This window comes from Paraburkholderia bryophila (assembly GCF_013409255.1).
Classification (GTDB): domain Bacteria; phylum Pseudomonadota; class Gammaproteobacteria; order Burkholderiales; family Burkholderiaceae; genus Paraburkholderia.
In genome coordinates this window covers 2,699,347-2,719,950 of record NZ_JACCAS010000002.1, presented here as the reverse complement: position 1 = coordinate 2,719,950, position 20,604 = coordinate 2,699,347, and the positions used below count along the sequence as shown (strand labels likewise).

Annotated in this window: 16 protein-coding genes; 13 read left to right on the top strand and 3 right to left on the bottom strand. The window is 60.3% G+C overall.

Annotated elements, in window-relative coordinates; translation table 11 throughout:
- Window positions 1-2: 2 nt before the first annotated feature.
- Entirely contained in the window at window positions 3-725 is a 723-nt protein-coding gene (locus tag GGD40_RS33100) for a winged helix-turn-helix domain-containing protein (RefSeq protein WP_179746510.1), read from the bottom strand.
- A 377-nt stretch (window positions 726-1,102) separates the two neighbouring features.
- On the opposite strand from GGD40_RS33100, the gene GGD40_RS33095 reads away from it, so the two are divergent.
- The 7 genes from GGD40_RS33095 (at window position 1,103) to GGD40_RS33065 (ending at window position 9,205) form a co-directional block, all read left to right on the top strand.
- Entirely contained in the window at window positions 1,103-2,368 is a 1,266-nt protein-coding gene (locus tag GGD40_RS33095; protein WP_179709813.1) for an ABC transporter substrate-binding protein, read from the top strand.
- Window positions 2,369-2,427: 59 nt separating this feature from the next.
- Window positions 2,428-3,408 carry a carbohydrate ABC transporter permease gene (locus tag GGD40_RS33090; protein ID WP_179746508.1) on the top strand — a complete coding sequence of 327 codons (981 nt, stop codon included), beginning with the start codon at window positions 2,428-2,430 and terminating at the stop codon, window positions 3,406-3,408.
- Window position 3,409: 1 nt separating this feature from the next.
- Window positions 3,410-4,240 (top strand): carbohydrate ABC transporter permease, encoded by an 831-nt coding sequence (locus GGD40_RS33085; RefSeq protein ID WP_179709817.1) that lies wholly within the window; start codon window positions 3,410-3,412, stop codon window positions 4,238-4,240.
- Window positions 4,241-4,250: 10 nt separating this feature from the next.
- Window positions 4,251-5,906 carry an alpha-glucosidase family protein gene (locus GGD40_RS33080; protein WP_179746506.1) on the top strand — a complete coding sequence of 552 codons (1,656 nt, stop codon included), beginning with the start codon at window positions 4,251-4,253 and terminating at the stop codon, window positions 5,904-5,906.
- Window positions 5,903-7,015, top strand: coding sequence for an ABC transporter ATP-binding protein (locus tag GGD40_RS33075; RefSeq protein WP_179746505.1), 1,113 nt, complete (start codon window positions 5,903-5,905; stop codon window positions 7,013-7,015). The genes GGD40_RS33080 and GGD40_RS33075 overlap by 4 nt, the downstream gene beginning before the upstream one ends.
- Before the next feature lie 138 nt (window positions 7,016-7,153).
- Window positions 7,154-8,560 carry a maltoporin gene (locus tag GGD40_RS33070; protein ID WP_179746503.1) on the top strand — a complete coding sequence of 469 codons (1,407 nt, stop codon included), beginning with the start codon at window positions 7,154-7,156 and terminating at the stop codon, window positions 8,558-8,560.
- 336 nt (window positions 8,561-8,896) lie between these two features.
- Window positions 8,897-9,205 (top strand): hypothetical protein, encoded by a 309-nt coding sequence (locus tag GGD40_RS33065; protein WP_179746501.1) that lies wholly within the window; start codon window positions 8,897-8,899, stop codon window positions 9,203-9,205.
- A 59-nt stretch (window positions 9,206-9,264) separates the two neighbouring features.
- Here the strand turns inward: GGD40_RS33065 and GGD40_RS33060 are convergent, their stop codons facing one another.
- Both GGD40_RS33060 and GGD40_RS33055 read right to left on the bottom strand, forming a co-directional pair.
- A complete protein-coding gene (locus GGD40_RS33060; RefSeq protein WP_179746499.1) occupies window positions 9,265-9,999 on the bottom strand; it encodes a TenA family transcriptional regulator in 735 nt (244 codons plus the stop codon).
- Window positions 9,999-12,470 (bottom strand): putative bifunctional diguanylate cyclase/phosphodiesterase, encoded by a 2,472-nt coding sequence (locus GGD40_RS33055; protein WP_179746498.1) that lies wholly within the window; start codon window positions 12,468-12,470, stop codon window positions 9,999-10,001. Before GGD40_RS33055 ends, GGD40_RS33060 begins: the two co-directional genes overlap by 1 nt.
- 537 nt (window positions 12,471-13,007) lie before the next feature.
- Here GGD40_RS33055 and GGD40_RS33050 point away from each other — a divergent pair.
- The 6 genes from GGD40_RS33050 to GGD40_RS33025 all read left to right on the top strand — a co-directional run bounded on the left by GGD40_RS33050 (window position 13,008) and on the right by GGD40_RS33025 (window position 20,371).
- Complete coding sequence (locus GGD40_RS33050; RefSeq protein WP_179747135.1) at window positions 13,008-14,234, top strand: glycosyltransferase family 4 protein; 1,227 nt, start codon at window positions 13,008-13,010, stop codon at window positions 14,232-14,234.
- Between the two features lie 253 nt (window positions 14,235-14,487).
- Window positions 14,488-15,114, top strand: coding sequence for a GNAT family N-acetyltransferase (locus GGD40_RS33045; RefSeq protein WP_179709831.1), 627 nt, complete (start codon window positions 14,488-14,490; stop codon window positions 15,112-15,114).
- Entirely contained in the window at window positions 15,111-16,781 is a 1,671-nt protein-coding gene (locus GGD40_RS33040; protein WP_179746496.1) for a mannose-1-phosphate guanylyltransferase/mannose-6-phosphate isomerase, read from the top strand. The genes GGD40_RS33045 and GGD40_RS33040 overlap by 4 nt, the downstream gene beginning before the upstream one ends.
- A 1-nt stretch (window position 16,782) precedes the next feature.
- Window positions 16,783-17,997, top strand: coding sequence for a glycosyltransferase (locus GGD40_RS33035; protein ID WP_179746494.1), 1,215 nt, complete (start codon window positions 16,783-16,785; stop codon window positions 17,995-17,997).
- A 76-nt stretch (window positions 17,998-18,073) separates the two neighbouring features.
- Complete coding sequence (locus GGD40_RS33030; protein WP_179746492.1) at window positions 18,074-19,330, top strand: oligosaccharide flippase family protein; 1,257 nt, start codon at window positions 18,074-18,076, stop codon at window positions 19,328-19,330.
- A 60-nt stretch (window positions 19,331-19,390) separates the two neighbouring features.
- On the top strand, window positions 19,391-20,371 hold the full coding sequence (locus GGD40_RS33025; RefSeq protein WP_179746490.1) for an acyltransferase family protein: 981 nt from the start codon (window positions 19,391-19,393) through the stop codon (window positions 20,369-20,371).
- Window positions 20,372-20,604: the final 233 nt, after the last annotated feature.

Genomic DNA, 20,604 nt, shown 5'->3' with positions numbered 1-20,604 from the left:
CGCTACAGCCTCGTGACCGCGGCTGAAAACGTGTATCCAAAGCCACGTTGCGTACGAATGTAAATTGGCTGGGCGGGGTTCGGTTCGATCTTGCGACGCAGTCGCAGGATCAACACGTCGATCGTACGATCGTACACGTCGATATCGATACCGCGCGTATGTTCGAGCAACTGATCCCGCGACCACGTACGCGAAGGGCTCTGCACCATGGCCGCCAACAACGCGAACTCACCTTGCGTTAGCGAGCATTCGTTGCCGTTGTGAGTCAGCGTGCGGGCGGCAAGATCCAGCAACCAGCCGTCGAACAGATAGCGCGGCCCATTGGTCAGCACGTTCGATGTGCGCGGCATTGACAATTCCGTCGAGCGTCTCAATTGAGCACGCACGCGGGCGAGCAATTCGCGGCCTGAGAACGGCTTCATGACGAAGTCGTCGGCAGCGGTCTCCAGGCCCAGCACCCGGTCTGTTTCGTCGCCGAGACCGCTCATCATGATAATGGGCACGTCCGAGTTGCGACGCAGGTCGCGCGCGATCGTCAGACCGTCTTCACCACGTAGTTTCAGATCAAGAATGATTAGCGAGTGTGGCGCTGCCTGCAACTGCGAGTACAACATCGACGCTCTGTCTACCGCGGAGACCGCGAAGCCAGCCTCCGCCAGCAGATCCCGCAGCCAATGCAGCATATCGGGATCGTCGTCCAGCACAGCGATCCGGTACTTTTCCATTACGTGTCGTCTCCATTCATTTTTTAACGCCGTCTAGCGGGGTTTTTTTGTAAATCGGCGATTTAACAATCTCGCCAAACCGGAAGTTCTAACTCGCTCCCGTTAGAAATATCTTATTGCCGGCGACACTGCGCCGTGTTGCTTTGTTGTACTGCGTTGCCGGCGTGCATCATAACGCGCCATTAGCACGATCTGATCGATCAGATCTCCTTATTCCACTGCCGCGCCGCCCAGGCTCCGTTCATCACGCCGATTGTTTCAATTGTTAATGGCGCTCCACTTCCCAGAAATTCCCGGTTAATACGGCCAAGGTCTCATGGCATGACACGAACTGTGGTCGAAATCTTAACCACTACAACAAGTCGGAGACAATGGTCATGAACATAAAGCTTGCTACGCTCACACTCACCCTTGCTACGGTGCTGACGCCGATCTTCGCGCACGCCACCACGGTGAGAATCGCCTGCGGTAGCGACAGCGGAGATCTGTGCAAAAAATCCGCGACCGAATGGGCCAGAAAGACCGGCAACGAAGTCGAGATCGTGACCACCCCGAACGACTCCAGCGCATTGCTGGCCCTCTACCAGCAGATCCTCAACAGCGGGTCGGACAAGATCGACGTCTTTGAAATCGACATGGTCTGGCCGGGTGCGCTAGCCAGTCATTTCATCGACTTGCGTCCGTACACCAATGGCGTTCAGGCGCAACACTTCGCGTCCCTTATCGCCAACGATACGGTGGGTGGGCGGCTAGTCGCCATGCCGTGGTTTACGGACGCGGGTTTGCTCTACTACCGCAAGGATCTGCTGGATAAATACAAGCTCCAGCCGCCGACCACATGGGATGAACTGGCCAGCTCGGCGAGAAAGATTCAGGACGCGGAACGTAAGGCCGGCAACGACAAGATGTGGGGCTACGTCTGGCAGGGTCGAGCCTATGAAGGCCTGTCCTGCAACGCACTTGAATGGGTGGCCAGCTACAACGGCGGTACGGTGGTCGATGCCGCCGGCAAAGTCACTATCGACAATCCCGGCGCCGTCAAGGCACTGGATATGGCTGCCGGCTGGATCGGCACCATCACGCCGCAATCGGTCCTGAACTACGGCGAAGAAGAGGCGCGCGGCGTGTTCCAGGCCGGCAACGCGGTGTATATGCGCAATTGGCCGTACGCCTGGTCGTTGCTGCAGAAGAACGACAGCACGGTCAGGGACAAGGTCGGCGTAATGCCGCTGCCCCGCGGCGGCGCCAACGGCCGCGACGCGGGCACGCTCGGCGGCTGGCAGTTGTCGGTATCGCGCTACTCGAAGAATCCCAAGCTCGCCGCCGACCTCGTCACGTATATGACGAGCGCCGAAGTACAGAAGATGCGTGCGATCCAGGGCTCGTACAACCCCACTATTCCCGCCCTCTACAAAGACGCCGACATCGTCAAGGCCAACCCGTTCATGACGGCCCTCTACACGACGTTCACGACCACGGTGAGCCGGCCGTCCACGGTGACCTCCAGCCGGTACAACCAGGTGAGCAGTCAGTTCTGGAATGCCGTGCACGACGTGCTGTCAGGCGACCAGAAAGCCGCCGATGCACTCGGCGATCTGCAATCGTCGCTGAACGGCCTCAAGTCCGGCAATAGCTGGAAATAAGGTCTCCTCCGATCAACAGGGTTGCCCGGCTCAAGCCGGGCAACGGTGGAGTGTCGCTCATGAACGATTCAACCTCAACGATAGAGACGGCGCTGAACGAGCCGTCCGCATCGATCGGACGCGTACCTCGTCCGGTGAAACAAGGCCCTTCCCTGATCGAGCGCGCCCGTCAGCGACAGGCGTTGTTGCTGGTCGCCCCCACGCTTGCCGTGCTGGTCGCGATTGCCGGTTGGCCGCTGGTCCGTACGCTCTGGTTCAGTCTGACCGACGCCCGCCTGTCGGACCTGGCCAACACGCGCTTCGTCGGTTTCGCCAACTACTGGGGCCGCCATGGCGTTCTGCGGGACCACGCATGGTGGCGCTCGGTCGGTAACACCACGGAATTCGCGGTGGTGTCGGTCGTGCTGGAGACCTTGCTCGGTTTAGGCGTCGCCCTGTTGCTCAATCATCCGTCGCGCGCGCGTTCGCTACTCCGCGCCGCGGTTCTGGTGCCATGGGCCATCCCGACCGTGGTGTCGGCCAGGATGTGGGCCTGGATGCTCAACGATCAGTTCGGCGTGTTGAACAACCTGATGCTCTCGGCAGGAATCATCCACCAGGCCCTCGCGTTTACCGCCGATCCCAAGCTGACGTTCCCGACCATCATCATGGTCGACGTCTGGAAAACCACACCCTTCATGGCGCTGCTGATTCTGGCCGCGCTGCAGGTCGTCCCCGGCGACTGCTACGAAGCCGCGCGTGTCGACGGCGTGCCGCGCCGGCGTGTGTTCCTCTTCATCACGATGCCGCTCATCTGGCCCGCAGTAATGGTCGCGATGATTTTTCGGACCCTCGACGCGTTGCGTGTGTTCGATCTGATCTACGTGATGTCGTCCAACAGCCACCTCACGCAGAGCATGTCGGTCTATGTGCGCGAGCAGATGATCGACTTTCAGCAGGTGGGCCACGGCTCGGCCGCGGCGATTCTGCTCGTGCTGATCATCGCATTGATTACCGGCGTCTGGGTTGCGTTGAACCGCAACCGGATGGAGGCGAAATAACATGAAAAAAGATCCTCTGCTGGTACTCGGCTACTACCTGACCTCCGCCGTGGTGCTGGTCTTTTCGGTGTTTCCGCTGTTCTACGCGATCTGCACGTCGTTCAAAACCGGCGACGCACTTTTCTCCAGCGACATTCTGCCGTCCCGGCTGTCGTTCGCGAACTACGTGTCGGTGATGAAGAACCAGCCGTTCGCCACCGACCTGTGCAATTCGCTGCTGACGGCCGGCAGTGTCGTGGCGCTGTCCCTCGGACTCTCACTACTGTCGGCCTATGCGTTGGGGCGCGTGCGATTTCGCGGTCGCGGCACGCTGATGATGACCATTCTCGCGGTGTCGATGTTCCCGCAGGTGACGGTGCTGTCGGGGCTGTTCGAACTGGTCAGTTGGCTCGGCCTCTACGACAAGCTCGGCGCGCTGGTGCTGAGCGACCTGATCTTCACGTTGCCGTTCACGGTGTGGATTCTCGTCACGTTCATGCGCGACCTGCCCAAGGAGCTGGAGGAAGCCGCGTTGATGGACGGTGTCGGTGTCTTGACGCTGATCTTCCGCATCTTCATGCCGCTGTTGTGGCCGGCCGTGGCGGCTACCGCACTGCTCGCGTTTATCGCGGCGTGGAACGAGTTTCTGTTCGCCCTCACCTTCACGCTGTCGTCCGATGAACGCACCGTTCCGGTCGCCATCGCGCTGATCAGCGGCTCGAGCAGCAACGAGTTGCCCTGGGGCGACATCATGGCGGCCTCCGTGATGGTGACCGTACCGCTCGTCCTGCTCGTCATCGTGTTTCAACGTCACATCGTGTCCGGCCTGACGGCGGGCGCAGTCAAAGGGTAATCAACACATCATGCAGATCATGAAAAAGAACAACGACTGGTGGCGCGGCGCCATCATTTATCAGGTCTATCCCCGTAGCTTCCAGGACAGCAATGGCGACGGCGTCGGAGATCTGCCCGGTATCGTCGCGCGTCTGGACCATATTGCCGGGCTCGGGGCCGAGGCGGTCTGGTTGTCGCCTTTCTTCAAGAGCCCGATGCGGGACTTCGGCTACGACGTTTCGGATTACTGCGATGTCGACCCCCTGTTCGGCACGCTCGATGATTTTGACGAACTGGTGGCGCGCGCGCGCGAACTGGGACTGAAAGTGCTGATCGATCTGGTGCTCAGCCACACCTCCGACAAACACCCGTGGTTCGAGGAGAGCCGTGCGAGCCGCGACAATCCCCGTGCGGACTGGTACGTGTGGGCCGACGCCCAGCCGGATGGATCGCCGCCGAACAACTGGCTGAGTATTTTCGGCGGCTCGGCCTGGCAATGGGATACCCGGCGTGAACAGTACTACCTGCACAACTTTCTGAGCAGCCAGCCTGACCTCAATTTCCACTGCCCCGACGTGCAGGATGCCGTGCTGGACGTCGCGAACTTCTGGCTGCAGCGCGGCGTGAGCGGGTTCCGCCTCGACACCGTGAATTTCTACGTGCACGACCGGCAACTACGAAGCAATCCGGCCATGCCGGCCGACCAGCATGGCGCCGGCGTACCGCGTAACAATCCGTATGCGCGCCAGCGCCATCTGTACGACAAGACGCAACCCGAGAATCTGATCTTCCTGAACCGGCTGCGCCGGCTGCTCGACGCCCACCCCGGAGCAATCAGTATCGGCGAGATCGGCGACGATCTGCAGTACCCGACGCTGGCCGCCTACACGCTGGGCGAAGAGCGCCTGCATATGGCGTATGTGTTTACGCTGCTCACCGAACATTGTCAGCCGACTTACGTTCATGGCGTGCTCACCGACTACCTGAACGAGGCACGCAATGCATATGTGTGCTGGTCGCTCGGCAATCACGACGTCGCACGCGTCGTCAGTCGCTGGCAGGATCTCGGCGGCACTCCGCAGCAGCGCGCACGGCTGCTTGCCGCATTCCTGATGTCGTTGCCGGGCGCCGTGTGTATCTATCAGGGCGAAGAACTGGCATTGCCGGAAAGCGACGTGCCGTTCGAGTTGCTGCAGGATCCGTATGGCCAGACCATGTGGCCGGACTTCAAAGGACGCGACGGCTGTCGCACACCCATGCCGTGGGAACCGGGCTCGAACGGCGGTTTCAGTCAGCAGAACCCGTGGCTGCCGGTCAATCCCGAGCACGTGGAACTGTGCGCCACTCGCCAGGCCGACGACGCCAACTCGGTGCTGAGTTTCTACCGGCAATTCATCGCGTGGCGCAAACAGCATCCCGCACTGCATTTCGGCGACATGGAGTTGCTCCCGGTTCATGACCAGGTGGTGGCGTTCCGCCGTACCTATGCGGGGGAAAGCATGTTGTGCGCGTTCAACCTGTCGGATCGGCCGGCGCAGTATCCGATCAGATTGACCCAGCGGTTGAGGCCATGTGACGACAGTGGCTTCGAGAGTCGACTGGGCGAGGCCTGCATCGAACTCGGACCGACGCAAGCGTTCTTTGCTCATCTCCAGGCCGACGATATCCAGTCGGGAGTCGCATGAGCCAGATCCAGCTGACCCATCTGCAAAAACAGTTCGGCGACACACCCGTGTTGTCGGACGTCAATCTCACCATCGAGAAGGGTGAGTTCTGCGTGTTCATCGGCCCGTCGGGTTGCGGTAAGTCGACGCTGTTGCGGATCATCGCGGGCCTCGACGATCCGAGTGCCGGCGAGATCCAGATCGGCGGGCGGGTGGTCAACGACCTGCCGCCGGCGAAGCGGGATGTCGCGATGGTGTTCCAGAGCTACGCGCTCTACCCTCACATGACCGTGTACGAGAACATGGCGTTCGGCCTTAAACACCTGGGCCTGCCGAAAGATGAAATTGGCCAGCGTGTGCAGGCGGCAGCGTCCGCACTCCATCTGGATCCGATGCTCGAGCGCAAACCCGGCGCGCTGTCCGGCGGGCAGCGTCAGCGCGTGGCGATCGGCCGCGCGATCGTGCGCAAGCCCAAGGTGTTCCTGTTCGACGAACCGCTGTCCAACCTCGACGCGTCGTTGCGCGTCAAGACACGGGTCGAGCTCGCCCGCCTGCACCGCGAGTTGCAGAGTTCCACCAGCATGATCTACGTCACGCATGACCAGGTGGAAGCCATGACGCTCGCCGACAAGATCGTTCTGCTGCGGCCGCTCGCCGGCCAGAACGGCGTGGCGAGCATCGCTCAGGTGGGCGATCCGCTCACGCTCTACCACCACCCTGCCAACCAGTTCGTGGCGGGGTTCATCGGCTCGCCGGGCATGAATTTCATCCCGGGCAGCGTGACGGAAGCCGCTCCCCACCAGGTGAAGGTCAAGGTCAACGCCGGCATGACGCCGCTGGTAGCAGGCGTGCACGGCAGTGGGCTAGCGACCGGCGCACGGGTGACCCTCGGTATCCGGCCCGAGCACGTGGTGACGGGGCACGGCGATCTGACTGGTGAAGTGGTCCATATCGAGCGCCTGGGTGAGCATGCCTTCCTGCATCTGGATACCCCGTTGCTCGATCAACCGTTGGTGGTGAAGGTCGACCATCACGGCCCGTCGTTGGGTTCGCGCGTGCCTTTCGCGTTACCGGCGGCGGCACTGCATCTGTTCCATGCGGACGGCACCGCGGTACCGCGCCTGCAATAAAACGCGCGCCGTTTTCAGTTTCGCAAACACCGCCTGAATCAAGCGGCGTTGCGTTCCCACGGGAGCGCAACGCGGCGAGGTTGCGGGCGTACAAAAAGGCCGGATCGTCAGAGTCCGGCCAGACATTTGGAGAAGACGATGAAGTATTTCCGGCCAACACTGATTGCCGCTGCCACCGTGATTGCGAGCGTCGCGGGTCCTGTTTACGCGGACACCGATGTCCCAACCGAAATATCGGCAAACCAGAGCGAGCAGGCCGCCAAATCCGGCGCAACCGGCGCGATTCCTTCCGACGCCGACCCTGGTGCAACGGCTACGCCCACGCCGAGTTTCGCCTCGTTACTGGGTGGGCAGTCGTGGACGCAATTCCACGGCTATTTGCGCGTCGGCGCGGGCACCAGCGATGGTCATTCTCAACAGTGCTTCCAGTTGGCCGGCGCCGCCAGCAAATATCGGCTCGGCAACGAATGCAATATCTATAGCGAACTGGAACTGGATCAGAAGCTCTACCAATTCAGCAACGGCATGCAGCTGTCCGCCGTCGGCATGGTCAACCTGTACAACCCGCTGAACCGGGCGCCGACCTTCGGGCCCAACAGCGGCGGATTCGTTCGCCTGCCGCAGTCTTATGTCCAGCTGACCAATATTCCAGGTATGGACACCGCGCGCATCTGGCTTGGCCGGATCTACTACCACCGCTACAACGTCGACATGATCGACACTTACTACTGGAATCCTACCGGCCTCGGCGCCGGTATCGACAACGTTTCGGTAGGCCACGGTCTGAAGCTGAGCTATGCGTTCTTCCGTCAGGACTATCAGGACGCGCCGAATCTGGTCGATCGTCACGACGTGCAGTTGACCGGCTTTCACCCGAATCCGAATGGCGAATTGCAGTTCGGCGTCTCGTACATCGAGCGTCACGCGCCGATCATCGGCGCCGACGGCGTGCCGCAGGACGCGCATTCCGGCTGGTCGATCACCGTGCAGCACATCCAGACCAACCTGCTGGGCGGCAAAAACCAGCTGGCGCTGCAGTACGGCGTAGGCGCGGGTGCGGATACGCCGGGCGCGAACATCGGTCTCGGCTACACCGGCAACCTGACGAACGACAGCAGCTACAAAGCGATACGTTTGATCGACGGGTTCGATTGGCAATTCAACCAGAACTTCGGCGGTCAAATGGTCGGACTCTACGAGCGATTTATCGCGCCGACCGGATCGGAGACCTGGGTGTCCATGGGTATCCGCCCATCCTACGCGTTTACCAAAAACGTGAAGCTGCAGGGTGATATTGGGCGCGATATCGTGACCCCAGACGGTGGACCTACGCGCACCCTGCTGAAGGCAAGCATCGCGCTGACGCTGTCGATGGACCGCGCGTACTGGTCGCGTCCGGAACTGCGTCTGTTCTATACGTATGCGCACTGGAACCAGGCCGCCCAGAACGCCGCCACACCCGGCGACCCGCTGTCGAGCACGGGCGTCTTCGGCACCTCACGCACCGGTTCCACAGTCGGCGTGCAGATGGAAACCTGGTGGTAACACACGGCTTCGTTGCAATCGCCTCTCAGGCAACGGATTCGATAGGGATGCCGCCATCATGTCGAAGGGCGGCAGTCCCGTCGAATCCGGCGGCTTGAGAGCCGAGCCGGCACCCCTCTCTCAACTCTTCTTCTCTCACTTCACCTTCTTGCGCGAATAGCGGACGCTTCGCAGAGCATTGTCACGTTTAGGTGATGGCGCGCACCCCGCACGCCTGAACGGTCGACGATAATATTCAGACTGAATAACGCTCCTTTCGTCTCGCCAATAGCGCATCGACGCAACGCCATGATGTGCGCTACGCCAACATTTTCAGGAAGTGTTAAAGAAGGATTTATGAGTGAAACGTTATGGTGCGTCCACCTTCCCGAATTAAACGACTTCATCGCAACGGTGTCAGAAGAAGCCGCTGTGCGGGAAGCCGTTGCCATCAACGCGTACCGGGAAAAGTTCGACAATCTGCCGAAAGGATCGACGTTTGCCGTCGCTCGCGAGTGGCCGTTTTCCGAACCGGCGCACGTGCGCTCCCTCGAAGTGGACAGCGGCGACTTGCAACGCATGCCGCATCGAAAAGTCTCCTCCTGTAAAAAACGGAGGAGCATGTCTTCTGTCATGCGGTGGATTATTGGCGGTTTGTCACGATAAACGATACGCGATGCCCGCCTCTCGATTACAGGCGAGTCGGTGCCTTTACCAGACGCGGCTCAAAGGCAGCAATCCAGACTGACCTTCAAATACTCGTAACTATTTTTCACGCTACGCTGTACGTCGCGAACATCCTGCGTTCGCGGAGCCCGCCCCAATAGCGTCGCCACGATATCGAGTGCCTCCCACGGATGGGCGTCGTCATAATGCGCATGCATCTTGAGCCACCGCATCGCACGCTTGCGAATTTCATCCGGATAGCTACGCTCCAGTGCATCGCTGCTGCAAACAAGCGAAGACCACTCTCCCGTCACCCCTTCAATGGCGAAATTGGTCGCTGCGATCGCCACCGGCAATGCATCGCTATTGCAGCTCTTCCAGCACCAATGACTCAGGGCGTAAGCCAGAGAAGACCCCGACGCTTCCTGCATCAGATTGCGCGAGACGTCGTGCGCGGCGGCCCAGTCGACCCAGTAGTCGGCATGGTTCTGCTCGATGCGGATATTGCGCGTGAGATACCGGCGGGCCATTCTCGTGCCCGGCGTTTCCTTTGGGCCCAGTTTCTGCAGATTCATCCCCATGTACTGCGGGAACTGATCGATTACCGGCCAGCCATTGACGAAAAATGCGCGCATTGCCTTTGGGTCTATCTGCGCACTGCTCATCGCCGCGAATATAGGATGCGCCACCACCTGCTGCCTGGCGGAGTGCGTTTCGGCTACCAGGTCCTGCAACCATAGCGGGTAGCTTGCAAGCTCTTTCAGATCACCTTCTCTCGAAAACGAGTCAACCATTAAACCTCCTCAGTATGCACGTCCGCCTCAAGCCAGGGGACCGGCTGTCCCACGTAATATCCTTGCGCACAATCCACCCCCATGCGGAGCAAGGCCCTCAACACTTCCTCACTGCCGACATATTCGGCAATCGTCCGGCACTTCATCGCATGCCCTACTTCGTTGATCGCCGCCACGATGTCAAAACTCACCGGGTCGTTGACCATGTCTCTCACAAAGCTTCCGTCGATCTTCAGATATTCGACGGGCAGTTGCTTCAGATAGCCGAACGAAGACATGCCCGCGCCAAAATCGTCCAGAGCGAAGCGGCAACCTAACGACGTCAACTCGCGCATGAACCGCGCCGCGGCAGTGAGATTCGCGATCGCCGCCGTTTCGGTAATTTCAAAGCAGATGAGGCTGGGGGAGACGCCGGTGAGCGCAAACTGCTCACGCACGAAGTCAAGGAAGCGCTCGTCCACGATCGATGTGCCCGACAAATTGATTGCATATTGAGCGAAGTTTCGCGTCTGAATGCGAGACAGTCTTTCAAGGGCAATGCGAACGACCCAGCGGTCGATGGCCGGCATGAGACCGTAGTGCTCCGCGGCCGGAATGAACTGACCGGGTGCAACGATATTGCCGCCGGCGTTCATGCGCAGCAGCAGCTCCGCGTGAAAGCAATTCGGTCCGGCAGGCGACTGTACGCCGCCGATTTCGACGATCGGTTGAACGTAAAGGCAGAATTCGTCGTTTTCCATGGCCTGCTTGATACGTCGCCCCCACGACGCCTCGTCCACGTGATCCCGCAGTTCCCGATCGTGAAGATCAGCGAGCTGTACACGGTCTCCGCCTCGTTCCTTCGCCATATAACAGGCCACATCGGCAAGCCGCAGTATTTGCTCCAAGCTCATGCCGCTATCGATCTCGCCGAGACTCACCACGCCGACACTGACGCTGGTGGTGCAAGGCTGCGCCTCCCACACAAACACAAAATCCTGCAGGCATCGTCGAAGCGCCTCAGTGACGCGCTCAATGCCCGTTGTACTGTAGTCGTCGAGCAGAACGCCGAACTCGTCTCCCCCCAGGCGCGCGATAGTATCGTCCTGGTTCACGCACGTTCCGAATCGCAGCGCGACTTCGCGGAGCATAGCGTCACCCGCCGCATGACCGCACGTGTCGTTGACAACCTTGAAACGGTCGAGATCGAGAATCAGGAGCGCCGATGCCCGCCTCGCTTGAGGATTCCTGTACGACCGCTCAAGCGCGAGGCCAAGACGTTTTTCGAATTCCGCACGATTCACCAGTCCAGTCAGCGCGTCGTGGGATGCCTGCCACGCCAGATTCTCGATGTACTCGCGCTCGCGCGTCATATTGCGCAGAATCACGACGTGTCCATTCTGATCGGAATGACCCCGTGAGTCGTTGATCGGCGAAGTCACCGCCTGGACAAAAATCTCCTTGTTGTCGCTACGCTGAAGCAACATGCCCGTCGTCGCGCCGGCGCCGTTCTGTTGGCAATGTTCGTCCGACATCAGATCGACCGGTTCGCGATTGTCCTCGTAGACCAGACGAAGCGTGTCGACCAGGCGCTTGCCGACGCATGCGGAAGCAGGATGCCCCGAGATCCGTTCGGCGGCGGCATTGAGCGACTCGATATATCCCGAAGGTCCCGTCACGACAACCGCCTCACCGATCGAGTCGAGCGTCGCTCTGGCTCTCGCCTCGCTTTCCCGGAGCGCGATCTCCACCCGTCGGCGTTCCACTAACGATCGCCTGACATGCAACGTCGACAGAAACAGAAGCAAAATAGACGCGCAGAGATCCGTGTCCATCAGAAGCGTGGCCGTTCGGCGAAACGCCGTACTGAGTACCATCGAAAACTCGCGCGCAAGCGGCGCGATGTCGGTGTTAACCTGCCATATCTGCACTTTGAGCGAGCTGGCGAGACCGGCCGCGGTTGTCCCCGCAGTCGTCCCCGCAGGTACTCCGCCACTCAGCCTCTCGTGCAGAAGACCTACGATCCGATCAAGCCGCTCCAGTGCCGCGTCTCCGCGTGACCAGTAGCTCATCGCGTCGTTGAAGTAAGTGGTGTGCCGGAATAGCCGCGACACCCAGATGACGCCGCCAACGTCCTCCGGCGCGATGCCACTGTCGACCAGTGCGGTGCGAGCGAAACGAGGATCGGGCACACCCTGCTCAAGCTCGAGACGCAAACGCCTCAGATTCCGCAAGATCTCGACAGTAGACAGATATCGCCGATAGACGCTTTCGTCTCCGGTCTCCGCATAGACGTTCGCGTAGAAGATCGCGTCTTTCTGCCCTTTCGACCACAGGCTCTCACCAACGATATAGGTTCGCGCCGAAGACATGATCCGGATGCTGACCGTTGCGAGCACCAGCACAGCTACAACGACCACGACGAACGGTCCGGTTATCTTCAATAATTGCGCAGTCAGATTTTTAGACCGGTAGGTCAAGGCGTTATCCATAGGCATACATCAGTGTGCACACACTGGGGTTCAACATCTGCTTTGAAGGAAACCTGCCTTCGACGCCGCTCTCGACCTGAGATACAACGAACCAAAGCGACTGCCAATCCGATTCCTCAGCCAACTGGCGAGAAATTCCCCAGGCTGCCTGACGACATGACACTCACATGCAACCTTACGATCTGGTCATCCATACCATACGGTATCCGAACTAGCTATCCGTGATACCGGCAAAGTCTACCTTCAGGCGCAGGGTCAAAGAATTCAATTGTTATAACTTGACCGTATTTAAAGATTCCCCTAGCCCTGCAAGATTTCCGCCGAAAAAATCCCGGGGCTCCGCCAACGAATGCCTCGTCACCACGCAAGGCAATCAGATTCCGGTGATGAGCTCGCGCTACGGTAAGGCTGCGTACACAGCAGCCGTGACTTTATGTTGATAATCGCCGCAGTACGGTGCTGCCCGCGTCGCCGGTTCGCGGTGCTGCACTTCCGATACAAAGACCGGCAAGCAATGAAACCTCGAAGGAATCCCTCTTGAAGGTAGCGATTGTTCACGACTGGCTGACGGTGAGCGGCGGCGCGGAACGCGTCCTCGCGCAGATGATCGACTGCTTCCCGCAGGCCGACATCTTCAGTCTCGTCGATTTTCTGGAGGACCGTTCCTGCCTGCGCGGACGCCCGGTTCGCAAGTCATTCATCCAGAGGCTGCCGTTCGCGAAGGCAAAGTACCGCGCCTATCTACCAATGTTTCCGCTTGCCATCGAGCAGTTCGATCTGTCGGGCTACGACGTCATTCTGTCCAGTTCGTACGCGGTGGCCAAAGGCGTGCTCAATGGTCCCGATCAATTGCACGTGAGTTATGTTCACTCGCCGGTGCGTTACGCGTGGGATTTGCAGCATCAGTATCTGAACGAAGCGGGACTCGCCCGCGGCATCAAATCGGGACTGGCGCGCGCCTTGCTGCATTACATCCGCAACTGGGACGCACGTTCGGCGAACGGTGTCGATCTGCTGGCGGCGAACTCACGCTTCGTCGCGCGTCGTATCCTCAAGGTCTACCGGCGCAACTCGACGGTGATCTACCCGCCGGTCGATCTCGATGGCCTGACCCTGCGTAGCGTCAAAGACGACTTCTATCTGACCGCGTCGCGCCTGGTGCCTTATAAACGCATCGATATGATCGTCGAGGCCTTCTCACGCACGCCGGAGCGCAAACTGGTAGTGATCGGGGACGGTCCGGACATGGCGAAGATCCGTGCGCGGGCGACTCCCAACGTGACCTTGCTGGGCTACCAGCCATTCGATGTGTTGCACGATTGCCTGCAACGGGCCAAGGCTTTCGTCTTTGCCGCGGAAGAGGACTTCGGTATCGCACCGGTTGAAGCCCAGGCATGCGGTACCCCGGTGATCGCGTATGGCAAGGGAGGCGTACGCGAGTCGGTACGGGCCGCTCCCCACCCGCAGCCGACGGGGATGTTCTTTGATGCGCAGACGTCCGACGCCCTGATCGAAACCCTCGACCGCTTCGAGGCGATGCCCCCAGGTGCATTCGACCCCGTAGCCTGCCGGAGCAATGCGGAGCGTTTTAGCAACGAACGATTCCGCGCTGCATTCTTCGAGTTTGTAATGGACGGGTATCGTCGGCTGCAGGGTGAACTCGCCATGCCTCCCGACGCGGAGAGTGCGGCGCCAGTCACGGAATCCCGCAACGAAATGCCTGTGCTGCCGGCTATCGACAGCGTGATTCCACGCGCGCTCTGAGCGGAACATTCCGCGCGGCTCCGACCGGGCAAACGGTCCCCGTCGAGCCCATCCGCGCTGACCGGGGATCCGCTCCTCACGCGCGCGGTACGAGTGAATCGCCCCTCGGTATTCTGTCGAACAGAGACTTCACCCGGCGCTCGCTACTATCGTTACTCATGTGAAACCAGTCGGTTTCGCACCCCCGACGGCGCAGCGGATCTCGTGGCTTCCAACGAGTTTATTCGCCCCGCAATCGAACGAGGTACACATCATGGACTGGAAGTGCTGCGAATTCACGCAATTGACTTCAGTCGAAATCTATCTGATTCTGCGCGCGCGCAATGCCATCCTCGTCGTGGACGATGCGCACATGCATCAGGATATCGACGGTAAAGATGAGAACGCGGTCCACGTCTTCGCGCTGGATACCGTCCAGGGCGAATCGCTGGTCGTGGCCTATGCGCGTCTGCGTCCAGGTGACGAGGTCGACCCTGAAGCGACGATCGAGAAGCAACTGACCCATACCACCCATCGCGACGACGACACCGTCGACCGTCTGATCGAGCACGTACTGAGCGCGGCGTCCGAGCGCTGGCCACATGCTCCGTTGAGGACGCACTCGCCGGTTCATCGCGAATCGTTCTACAAGCGCTTCGGCTTTTCCAAAGTCGACGGCCCATTCCTGCAACACGGCATGCCGTTCATCGGCATGATCCGCCCGGCAGACCCCGGGGCGATCTCGGCTCGCAGTCAGCCGCAAACCGATCCCACGGCGAGTGACGCCGGCGCGCAAGCGCTCGCTCAGGTAACCGGGACCGAACAGACGGAGCGTCGCGCGGAAAGTACGCGCAACAGATTGTCCCCTCGTCTCCACACCTCCTCCGGAGTGCGTCAATGAAAGACACTACGACCAGCAAAACCCTCCGCGACGTCGACGAGAGCGTGCCTCAGGTTCTCCCCGTTATTCTCGCGGGCGGATCCGGCACACGCCTGTGGCCACTCTCCCGAGAAAATCATCCGAAACAGTTAATCGGGTTCCTGACAAACGAATCGCTGCTGAGCTCGACCTCGTGGCGCCTCAATGGTATCGAGAACGCGCGACTCGTCAACGAGTTACTGGTGGTCTGCGGTGAACAGCACAAGTTCCTGAGCGCCGCTCAGCTCCACGCAAGTGGCACCCCGGCGCGGATCCTGCTCGAACCGGCTGCGCGCAACACCGCCCCTGCGCTCACGCTTGCGGCACTCGACGCTCGTGCCCGTCATGGCGACCCAGTGCTCGCCGTGATGCCCGCAGACCATGTCGTGACCGACACCAAGGCCTTCCAGCACGCGGTAGCGCAAGCGGCTCAATACGCTCAGAACGGCGCCATCGTCACGCTTGGCGTGTTGCCCCGCCGGGCCGAAACCGGCTACGGATATATCAAGCTCGGCGTGCCGCTGCCCAATATCCGCAGTGCGGCGCGAGCTCATACGATTGAACAGTTCGTCGAAAAGCCGCATCAGGAACTGGCGCAACAGTATCTGGAGTCCGGCGAATACTGGTGGAATAGCGGCATTTTCGTTGTCCGCGCATCGACCTGGCTGGCCGCCATCGAAGCGCTCCAGCCCGAGATTTTCTTCGCCTGCGACGCCGCCTGGAGCAATGGCACGACCGAAGGCGACTTCTTCAAGGCGAACACCGCGTCGTTTGAGACTTGCCCTTCGGACTCAATCGACTATGCCGTGATGGAACGCCTGACCGGCGTGGAACAGTCCGTTTTCCCCACCGGCATTGTCGTGCCGCTCGCCGCAGGATGGTCCGATGTCGGATCGTGGGACGCGATCTGGGAAATCATGCCGAAAGATCCCGACGGTAACGTCGGCCGCGGCAGGGTGATGTTCGAGGAAACCGAAGACTGCTTCGCCCATTCGGACGGACGCCTCGTGGCCTGCGTCGGGCTGAAGAATGTCGTGGTGGTCGAGACCGCGGACGCCGTTCTAGTCGTCGACAAGAACGAAGTACAGCGGGTCAAGTCGGTCGTTGCACGACTCAAGTCGGAACAGCTTGCCGAAGCCCAGGACCATCGCAAGGTTCATCGACCATGGGGTCACTATGATTCGCTCGCCGTCGGCGAGCGCTTCCAGGTCAAGAGCATCGTCGTCGCGCCGGGCAAACGGCTTTCGCTGCAGATGCACTACCATCGCGCCGAACACTGGATCGTGGTACGCGGCACCGCGAAAGTCACCTGCGGCGAACGCACCTTCCTGCTAAGCGAAAACGAATCGACGTATATCGCGGTCGGCACCGTGCACCGGCTCGAAAATCCGGGCAAAACACCCCTCGAGATCATCGAAGTACAGTCGGGCCACTATCTCGGCGAAGACGACATCGTGCGCTTTGACGACCAGTACGGTCGCGCCGATGCGGCGCCAGGAAACGGCGCTCCGGCGGCCACACCCTCAGCGGGAGCACAGCTCGCGCCCGCGCGCGAAGCCCCCGTGTTTCATGCGGACGCAGCGAGAGACGCACCGGCGGCACTTGCCGTGCGCCGTGACGCGACCGCCCATTCGCACGGCGAGATGTGACATGGGCGGCACGACACCCACGAAGGTTCTCGTCATCAACGATTACGTCAGAAAAGGGGGCGCCGAAGAGGTCTATCGCACCTCTGTCGACGTGCTGCGGACACTGCCCGGCGTCGTCACGACTTCTTTCGACGAGAGTTCGCTGCCCGGCAAAAGCAGCATGGCGCGCCGTGCATGGAACCCTGTGGCCGCGCGCGCACTCGCGGAGACCATCGAACGTGTGAGGCCCGACCGGGTTCTCGTGCACAACTATCATGGCCTGATGTCACCGGCGATTCTGCCCGTGCTCGCCAGATACAAGCGGCAACTCGGCTTTCGCACGTTCCTGACGTGCCATGACTATCACCTGGTGTTTTACAACCCCAATCTGCTGACCTATCCGCGCGGGCGCGCAACCGCGCTGCCGCTGTCGACACTCGCCAGTCCACGGCGACTCGTCGCACGCGCGAGTCCGCGCGGCATCACACACGACGCGATCAAGAAACTGCATTGGCATATGGTCAATGCGTTGTTTAACCCCGCCGACGTGTTCGATCTGTTCCTTTGCCCGAGCACCTACATGCGCGAAGCGCTCGCGCAACGCGGCCTGACATCGTCGGTCCTGCTCCTCAATCCGGTTAGCACCGACATCGTGCCCGAGCAGCCCAAACCCGCCACACGGGAGCAGTTCGATCTGGCGTTTGTCGGCCGCGTCGAAGCAGAGAAAGGGCTCGACGAATTTCTTCAATTGGCGCTGCGCGCGCAGTGCCACCGGATCAGTAGCGTCACGGTGTACGGCGACGGGACCCAGCGGGAAGCGCTGCAGATCAAGTACGCCGATCTCATCGCGGCACGGCGCCTTCGGTTTGCCGGCCGGCTCGATCACGGCCAACTGTTCACGGCGCTGCGCACACACGACGCGCTGGTTCTGCCTTCCATCTGGGCGGAGAACGCACCGCTCGTCATCGTCGAAGCGGCCATGATCGGATTGCCCGTGCTCACGCACGACATCGGCAGTCTGTCGACCTTCGGCGATGAAATCGGCAACAAGATCAAATACGGCCCCACCCCGGCAAGCCTCGTGAGCGCCCTCGAAATGCTTCGCCAGCATCTGGGCGATTCCCGCCGACACTACCACTGGTCCGGCTATACGCGGCAGCACTATACCGAGAGCATCGCCACGCTGCTGCAGCTTGGCAAGGCCGAAAACCTGGATCTCGTCGCGCAATGTTCCTGAACGAACAGCACGGCGGGCATCGCCTCATCCAGCCAGGCAGGCCAGTACTTTGCCGGGCACGAGACTGGAGCATGGCATGTCGTCGGTAAAGAAGAACTTTCTGCTTCTGATGATGTTGCAGATCTCGACCTACGTCGTGCCGCTCCTGACGCTGCCGCTGCTGACGCGCGTGCTGGGACCCGAGTGCTACGGACAGCTCTCCTTCGCACTCGCCGTCATTACCTATTTCATCAACTTCGCGAATTACAGTTTTGATCTGACCGCGACGCCGCGCATCGCGCTCGCCCGTGATGATCGCGCGGAACGGTCGCGCGTTTTCTGGATTACGTTGCTGACGCAGCTTGCTATTACCGCGGCGGGTTTCGTCGTGCTGCTCGCGTTGATCTTCATCGTCCCACGATTCGCACTTCTGCGACCTCTGCTGGTCGTCGGCTTTGGCATGGCAGTGGGTGCCGCGCTGACACCCACGTGGTACTTCCAGGGTATTCAGCAATTACGCGCGTTCGGTCTGATTCTCTTCGTGTGCCGCGCTTTGAGCGTACCCGCAATGTTCATTCTCGTGCGAGGCCCTGCCGATCTTGACGCCGCAATGGCCATCAATGCCGCCGTGCCGCTCAGTTCGGGCATCGGGATTTTCGTCTACATGTTCATCCGTCGCGAGGTCGATTTCGTGCCGGTACGTGTGCCCGAAATCGTCAACGCCCTGGTTGAGGGCTGGGAGGTCTTTCTAGCCTCGACGTCGATTGCGTTCTATGCGTCGACCAATACGGTTCTTCTCGGCTTTGTGTCGGGCAATGTCGCGGCCGGCTACTTTGCGGCCGGCGACAAGCTGATTCGTGCGGCGATCGGCGTGCTGCAGCCCCTCAAGGCCGCCGCCTACCCGCGCATCAGCTATCTGATGCATCACGCCCGCGAAGACGCCATGTCCTTCCTGCGCAAGCTGCTGGTCGTCCAGGGCGCAATCGTCCTGACCATCTCCGTCGTGCTCTTCTTCGGCGCGCCGCTTGCGGTACACATTCTTTACGGCCCCACCTTTGCGCCGACCATCGGCGTGTTGCGCTGGATGTCGTTCATTCCGTTCATGGCCGGCATGACCGACCTCTTCGGCGTACAGACCATGCTCCCACTCGGGATGAAAACCGCATTCAGCCGCATTCTGATTTCATCCGGCATTCTCAATATCGCGCTTCTGCCTCCGCTCGCGAAATGGTTCGCGGAACAGGGCGCGGCCGCCGCGGTGCTGTTCACGGAAACCTCGGTAGCGGTTGCGCTGGCATGGATACTTTACTCGCGCGGTGTGTCGTTGATCGGACGATCCACCGCCCGGCAATAGAAACATGGCCGCTGGCGGATCATCGGCCTTCCAGCGGCACAACATGCACAGGACCATCTCGTGAAGCGTAACTCCTTTCTTGACTGCGTTCGTGGACTCGGCATGGTGCTCGTCGTGTTCGGCCACGCGCAACGAGGCCTGCACGATGGGAACCTGTTCCCTGCAAGCTACCCGTTCGAGCAGATCGATTTCACGCTGTATACGTTTCACATGCCGCTGTTCTTTCTATTGGCGGGCCTCCATGTCTGGCCCAGCGTGGAAAAAGGCAGCAGACGGTTTCTCCGCTCGAAGTTCCTCACGATCGTCGTTCCGTACTTCGTCTGGTCGATCATTCAGGGCGGCGTGCAGATACTGATGGCGGGTTCGACCAATCACCCGCTTTCGCTATCCGATTGGCCCATGCTGTTTTATCGCCCGATCGGTCAGTTCTGGTTCCTGTATGCGCTGATGATCTGGCAACTGATCGCGCTCTGTTACGGCCGATTCAGGCCGGCGCTCATCGTGGTTGCAGTGACCGCCTTTCTTCTCGGCTCGGCAATACCCGAATCATTCTTTGCCACCGCCATGAAGATGGGGATCTTCTTTGCCGCGGGAACCCTTGTCGGACCGGAGCTCGAAGCACGCATCGAGCGCTTCGCTCACGCAGGATTTCCTGTTAGCTGCACACTGGCGTTTTTACTCTCCACCTACATGGTGATGGGTGTGGCGCCGTTCTATTCATTCGAAGCCATTCCCGCAGCGATTTTCGGCATCGCGTTGACGCTGATCGTCTGCTACTGGCTCAACAGATCCTGGGCCGCGACACCTCTGGCGATATGCGGCCGGCGTTCGATGCCTATCTATGTCCTGCATATCATGGCTGTGTCCGGCATGCGCATCGTGCTGTTGAAAGCGGGGATCCGAAATCCGTATTTCATGTTGCCGGTCTGCACGATTGCCGGTGTGTTGCTGCCGTTAGGCGTTTCGCCGATTCTCACCAAAGTTGGGGATGCAATCAGCGCTGTACCGGCCCTCGTTCACCGGCGCCAGACTGCGAAATAGCTCGCTTCTCCCCCGCTCCCTCCCCGCTCGTCCCCCGCCCCGACGTTCATCACGAAGTCCGCCTGCCCAGGCACCCCTCCCCTTGATCCATGCACGAGGACCGCGACCGGGACTCAAGGTCCTAAGACGTCGCGGGTCTTCTGTCGCGTTTACTATTCAAAACGCGTGAATATACTCATCCTGCAAGACTACTATTTTTCGAGTGCAGAAAGCACCGCGCATTTAAAAACAAA